Annotated in this window: 4 protein-coding genes; 3 read left to right on the forward strand and 1 reads right to left on the reverse strand. The window is 66.8% G+C overall.

What is annotated here, in order from left to right:
- Positions 1 to 577: 577 nt before the first annotated feature.
- Positions 578 to 1,333 carry a hypothetical protein gene (locus MJD61_17875; GenBank protein ID MCG8557132.1) on the reverse strand — a complete coding sequence of 252 codons (756 nt, stop codon included), beginning with the start codon at positions 1,331 to 1,333 and terminating at the stop codon, positions 578 to 580.
- 56 nt (positions 1,334 to 1,389) lie between these two features.
- Here MJD61_17875 and MJD61_17880 point away from each other — a divergent pair, with 56 nt between their 5' ends.
- The 3 genes from MJD61_17880 to MJD61_17890 all read left to right on the forward strand — a co-directional run.
- A complete protein-coding gene (locus MJD61_17880) occupies positions 1,390 to 2,043 on the forward strand; it encodes a bifunctional 4-hydroxy-2-oxoglutarate aldolase/2-dehydro-3-deoxy-phosphogluconate aldolase (GenBank protein ID MCG8557133.1) in 654 nt (217 codons plus the stop codon).
- A 61-nt stretch (positions 2,044 to 2,104) separates the two neighbouring features.
- On the forward strand, positions 2,105 to 3,382 hold the full coding sequence (locus tag MJD61_17885) for a hypothetical protein (GenBank protein MCG8557134.1): 1,278 nt from the start codon (positions 2,105 to 2,107) through the stop codon (positions 3,380 to 3,382).
- Between the two features lie 214 nt (positions 3,383 to 3,596).
- On the forward strand, positions 3,597 to 4,732 hold a 1,136-nt coding region (locus tag MJD61_17890), incomplete at its 3' end, for an alpha-L-fucosidase (GenBank protein MCG8557135.1).

The following is a 4,732-nucleotide window of genomic DNA, read 5'->3' on the forward strand; positions in this document are numbered from 1 at the left end:
AGGCAGGGCGTTTCGACGACCTCATCAACTGGTCCATCGCCGCCGCCGCTCCTTGGTGCCCAGATAATGACATTCCATCCCTCATCAGCGAGGTGTCTTGATGGGCCCCTTTGCGTCACCGCGCCCAACCCAGGTGGAGTTCGCGCGTGTCGCGGCTCCGATGCTTTGGGTATGCGGGGGTTACGGGCGGCACGCGGGCAGTCGCAGACCCTTGACCAGAACTGGCGTTGCGCTGTCCATCGTGGTCCCATCACCGAGCTGCCCCGAGCGTCGGCGATCACCGCATCCTTCTTCGCGATCCGCGACTCAAGGCTGCTCAGCTTGCGTGCGAGCTCACGCTCGCGCTTGGGCGGCCTGCCGGCCTCGGCCTGCCGCTCGAACGCGCTCTGCGATATTTCGAGGAGGCTCGAGCTCAGCACTCTTGGTGAAGCGAAATCCCCGCGAAAACTGTCAGCTCGAGCTCGCGGCGCGACGAGGACCAATGGTGGTGTCGTTGGGAGGATCATTGGGAGGAGGAGCAACGCCGAAATGGCGGTTTCCCCGGGGATTGCAGCCGCCGAAAGTGCTAAGCTCGAGACTAGATGCGCATGCCTCCGCCCAGGAGGATCATGCCGTAGCCATCCGCTGCTAGGTTGAAGCTCACCGCTCCCTTGACGAACCAGTCCGGGCCTAGATCGAGGTCGGCGCCCAGCGCCAGGGTCAGACCCGGGCCCATGTTGGTCTTGTCCCGTTTCGGCGCCGGCGAAGCCTGAGGCGCGGTAGGAGCTGGCTGTATCGGAGTAGGGGTCCAGTGCAGGCCAAGCCCGAATTGCGTCCAGGGCCGCAAACGCTCGTCCACGTCTAGGACATAGCTGACCGTGGGCATCAACGCGCCGACGACAGCGTTGCCGATGGCGATCTGTACTGCGCCGCCGGCCAGCAAGCGGCCCGGCCCCGCCCGGTAGAGCAAGACCTTCTCGAACGATCCAGCGACCCCGGCCCCGGCGCCTCGATTGGTGCCGATCGCCAGCGCCAGGGCTGCGCGCACGAGGAAACCGGAGCTCGGCGTGTACACCTTGAGCCTCGTGGGAGCCTTGAGCTCGATCTCCCGGACGACGACCTGCGGGGGCTGCTTTGGTGCAGGTCCTGCGAGCCGTGCGAACATGCCCGGCGGCGGCAGGACACGGGCTTCCAGGGCTGACGGTAGAGCCAGCGTGCGGGCCGCCAGGCCGGCGTGCGAACCGGTCTGCGCCCAGGCACGAGCCACCGGCGCGACGACCGACAGGCAAAGGACCAGAACGGGCACGAGCGGCATGATCGAGCAATCTCGCGCGCGCGCCCACCTGTCAAGCACGGGATGGTGGGGATCGCGCGCTGTGCGCGAATCAACGTGCGAGTATACTCTCGGCGGTGACTGCCGGGACCTACCTCGATCATCTTCACCGAGCACGTGCGAGCGCGATCGTACGGGCATCGGAGCAGCGCCTTGCGGGCGACGCCATGGAGGCGGCGATCCGGAGCGGCTTTCGTGTGGTCGAGTTCACACTGACCACGCCGGGGGCGCTCGAGCTGATCGAGGAATTCTCGAAGCGCCGGCCGCTGTCGGTAGGCGCTGGCACGGTACTGAGCGCGGACGATGCGCGCCGAGCCGTCAAGGCGGGCGCCTGCTGCCTGGTTTCACCCGTGTTCGATGAAGCCGTGGTTCATGCCGGGCTCGCGCTGGGTGTAGCGGTCATGCCGGGCGCGCATACCCCGACCGAGCTCTTGCGCGCCTATTCGGCCGGCGCGCAGCTTCAGAAGCTGTTTCCAGCGCCCGCGGGCGGGCCCGCCTATCTACGTTCGGTTCGAGGACCGTTGCCGTTTCTGCGGATCGTGCCCACCAACGGCGTCGATGCAGACAACGTCCGCGACTGGCTCGACGCGGGAGCCTTTGCCGTGGGTTTCACCACCGCCCTCTTTGAGCCAAGCGCGATGCGCGCGGGGCGGCTCGACGCGATCGAGGCGCGGGCCCGGCGCATCATGCGCGCTCTGGAGCCGGAGCCGCCCGTAACCGTGCAGGAGTGAGCCGCATTGGCACGTCAGGCCATGACGGGGCATGATTGGGGCGGCAAAGGAAGTCGCAGCTATGAGCGCCATCGATCGCTACACGACAAGGCGTCCCTCGGGTTCGGCGAGAGCGCTGCCAGTTGGCGTCACCGGCCCGATACTCGCGTGCTTGCCTGCCTGTGTCCTCGCCTGCGCCGAGCCCGCGCCAGCGTTGCAGCCATTGGGCACCGGTGCAGCACCGCCTGATCCGGGTGCCGGGCAGGTTGGGGGCGGGGGAGTCGCTGCCGGAGGCATGGCCGGGAGCGCCCTTGCCGGGGCGGGAGCCGCGGCGGGCTTCGGCGGGACGACTGCTCTGGCGGGTGCCGCGGCTGGTGGCCCGGCCGCCGGCTCTGGCGGGATGACTGGCGTGGGAGGCAGCGCTGGGATGCTTGCAGGTACCGGCGCCATGGCCGGCAGCGGCGGGATGACCGGCCTGGCGGGCGCCGGTGCGCCTGCGGGCACGGGCGCACCTGCGGGTTTTGGTGGAACGACAGGTCTGGCTGGGATCGGAGGCGGCCTCGGCGGGACGGGCGGTCCCCCGCCGGGCGGCGGCCAACCCAACAGCAGCTGCGGCATGGGTGGTCCGGGACCGCAGAGCAATGGGCAGTTGCGGCGTGTCGACCTCATGAACCAACACGCCGATTCCTATTACCTGCTGGGCGTACCCATGCAGCGCTCGGGGCCCCTGCCGATGGTGGTGGCGTTCCATGGAGACGAGGGCACGCCCGACAACGTCGCGGGTTGGTGGAAGGACGTGCTCGATCGGCACCAGGATTTCATCCTGGTCGCCCCCAGGGCCCCAACACCGAACGGCAGCTGGGCCTATCCCGGTGCGCTCCGGCCGGACTTGCTGCCCGACAGGACCAACTGGATGGTCTCGGTCATCGAAGATGTCGCCAGCAAGTACGAGGTGGACGTCACGCGCATCCACGCCATCGGTTACTCGGGAGGCTCGCTGTTTTTGGGTTACCGTGGCTTTCACCTGCAAGACATCTTCGCGTCCATCCAGTGGACTTGCGGGGGCGTCAACGAGTCCGAGATGGAAGTGTACAAGCCGGCAACCCGACCGGACTGCAAGGTGGCCGGCCGTTTCGTCATCTCCATGCAGGACAAGGTCTACCTCTGGCCTGCAGCCAAGAACGTCGAAGCCATGATGATGAAGAACGGGCACGTCACGGACTTCGTAGAGACCACGTGTGTTGGTCACTGCTGCTACACCTCGGACTACGATGAAGGGGCATGGCAGTGGTTCAAGACCCAGCAGAAGTGCCACAAGAGCACGCCGCGTGGCTGCTGGCCGGTCAATGCGCTTCCTTAGGGCCCGTCCAAGAATAACTCGATCGGCTGCGGCCGCGCAGGGCGGCGCGCTCGCGGCTTTCGTCCTCGCAAAAATCCTCGCAATAGCGCTGCTATTGCTGCGGTTTTTCCTCTGGGCGCGCCGGCGAATCGCATCCACCCTGCGCGGCCGGTCTCGACCAGTTATTCTTGGACGGGCCCTTAGAGTCAACGGGACGCCGGCGCTTGCGCCTTCCATGGTGTTGCTGGCCGGCTCGTGCCTCGTGGCCACGGCGTGTGCACCCGCACCGCAGGTCGCACACGCGGGCCGGACCGCGGCTGCGCGTTCGAGCGAAGGTGATCCAGGGCCGGCCGCGTCCTCGCCGGAACACGAGCCGTCCGCTTCCGCGCCGGAGGCGAACCGCTCAGCCGTGTTGCCCGCAGGGAGATTTGCCGCGGGCAGCTCCGTCCCCGAAGCCAGCGAGACGCCAGCAGTTGCCGAAGCCGGAGTCGAGGCACCGGAGGTGGGCCCGGACGCAGCCAGCCTGGCATGGTGGCGCAAGGCGCGCTTCGGGATGTTCATCCACTGGGGGCTGTACTCCATCTTGGCCGGCGAGTGGGGCGGCAAGACCGATTACGGCGAGTGGATACGCGAGTCAGCCAGAATACCGAGGGAGCGCTACCACCGCCTGCTCAAGCGCTTTCGCCCGCGCAAGTTCAACGCCAAGCGCTGGGTGCGGGTCGCTCGCGACGCGGGCATGAAGTACATCGTGATCACCACGAAGCACCACGACGGCTTCGCCCTGTTCGACTCGGACACAGGGGAGTTCGACCTGGGAGCGACGCCGGAGAAACGCGATCTGCTTGGCGAGCTGGCGAGCGCCACGCGCAACGCAGGCCTACGCATTGGCTTCTACCACTCCATCATGGATTGGGACCATCCGGACTATCTTCCGAAACGCCCTTGGGAGCAGCGGGACGCGAGCCAGGCCCGGTTCGGCCGCTACTACCAGTACATGAAGGGTCAGCTTCGAGAGCTGCTCACGCGCTACGGGGACATTTCGATACTGTGGTTCGACGGCCAGTGGGACGACACCTGGAGCCACGCCTACGGCAAGGATCTCTACGCGTTCGTACGCGGGCTTCAGCCTCGCATTCTCATAAACAACCGCGTTGATATCGGCAGGCGTCCCGACGGACTGACCGAAAAGGGGGACTACCGCGGCGACTTTGGAACACCGGAACAGGCGATTCCACAAGCAGCCGAGACCACACAGCCTTGGGAGACCTGCACCACGATCGGCCGGCATTGGGGCTACAACCGGCGCGAGACCAAGCGCAAGAGCGTAGCCAAGCTGCTTCAAATCTTGGCCGACACTTCGTCCAAGGGAGG

The sequence above is a fragment of the Pseudomonadota bacterium genome, assembly GCA_022361155.1.
GTDB lineage: Bacteria > Myxococcota_A > Polyangia > Polyangiales > JAKSBK01 > JAKSBK01.